This is a genomic window from Emticicia agri, assembly GCF_004168285.1.
Classification (GTDB): Bacteria; Bacteroidota; Bacteroidia; order Cytophagales; family Spirosomataceae; genus Emticicia; species Emticicia agri.
On sequence record NZ_SEWF01000120.1, the window covers coordinates 1 to 1,462 of the forward strand.

Genomic DNA, 1,462 nt, shown 5'->3' on the forward strand with positions numbered 1-1,462 from the left:
CGCTTTAGTAGCCGCTGATATGCTCAATGATAAGGTTATTCCTTTTCATGAGCAAAATCAGATTCGTCTACTAAGAGTTTTAACTGATAGGGGTACAGAATATTGTGGTAATAGGGAGCAACACGAATATCAATTATATTTGGCTATAGAAGATATTGACCATACTAAAACTAAGGCCAAAAGTCCTCAAACTAATGGTATATGCGAGCGTTTCCATCGTACTATTCAGGATGAATTTTATGCGGTTGCCTTTCGTAAAAAACTGTATCATTCTTTATCAGAACTACAAAAAGACTTAGATTCGTGGCTGAATCATTATAATACTCAGAGAACTCATACTGGTAAATATTGCTATGGTAAAACACCAATGCAAACTTTTATGGATAGTTTACAGTTAGCTAAAGACAAGCTCTTGGAAGAGGTCTTTAAAATAAACATCTTAGAAGACAATAAAAAAATGACTGAAGTGCCGAGACTATTTTTTAAACTGTGTCAAAACTAAACTTAGAATTTTTCTAATTTTACAATAGACAAAGTTTTTTTATGGCAACCAATCAAGACTTCGATTTTAAGGCTTTTCAAGAAGAAGCCATCAAGGGTTTATATTCAGGCAAGCCCTTAACAGGTGAGAATAGCATTTTTGCTCCCATGCTCAAGCATTTTTTAGAGCAATCCTTACAGGGTGAGATGGAAGCTCATTTATTAGAAGAGCGATCATTAGGCAAGTCAAACAGGCGAAACGGTACTTCAAGTAAAAGGGTAAAAAGTAATGTTGGGGAATTTGAACTGCAAACCCCAAGAGACCGTTCTGTAAGTTTTGAACCAAGTATAGTATCCAAGCGGCAAGTTGTTTTAACAGAGCAATTAGAGGGTCAAATTATTTCGATGTATAGCCGTGGTATGAGTTATTCAGAAATAGGCAAACATCTTCAGGAAATATATGGCTATTCCTTGTCTGCCAGTGAACTTACCAGTATTACTGACAAGGTATTACCCATGTTAAGAGAATGGCAGGTACGTCCATTATCACGCATCTATGTAGTTGCCTGGTTGGATGCGATGTACTATAAAGTAAGAACCGATGGTAAGGTTAATACTCGTGTGCTTTATAGCGTTATTGGATTGAATTTAAGAGGTCAGAAAGAAGTATTAGGTATTTATCTGACAGAAAGTGAAGGGGCAAAATTCTGGTTAAGCGTACTTCAGGATTTCAAAAATAGAGGTGTAGAGGATATTTTTATTTCCTGTGTGGATGGTCTAAAAGGTTTTCCGGAAGCTATTGAAAATGTGTTTCCTAAGACCCAAATACAATTGTGTGTTGTTCACCAAATTAGAGGTTCTTTACGCTTTATTCCAGAAAAATACATTAAAGAATTTATTGTTGATTTAAAGTCAGTCTATCAAGCTCCCAATAGTATTATTGGTGAAGAGAACTTGCTTGTTCTTGAAGAGAAATGGCGTA

The 1,462-nt window shown here is 35.7% G+C and carries 2 protein-coding genes; both read left to right on the top strand.

Annotation, left to right across the window (positions count from 1 at the left end; translation table 11 throughout):
- Positions 1-502 (top strand): integrase core domain-containing protein (locus tag EWM59_RS27305; protein WP_130024355.1); only part of this gene is annotated, 502 nt, incomplete at its 5' end.
- A gap of 41 nt (positions 503-543) precedes the next feature.
- Positions 544-1,462: IS256 family transposase (locus EWM59_RS27310; protein WP_130020228.1), on the top strand; the 919-nt coding region annotated here is incomplete at its 3' end.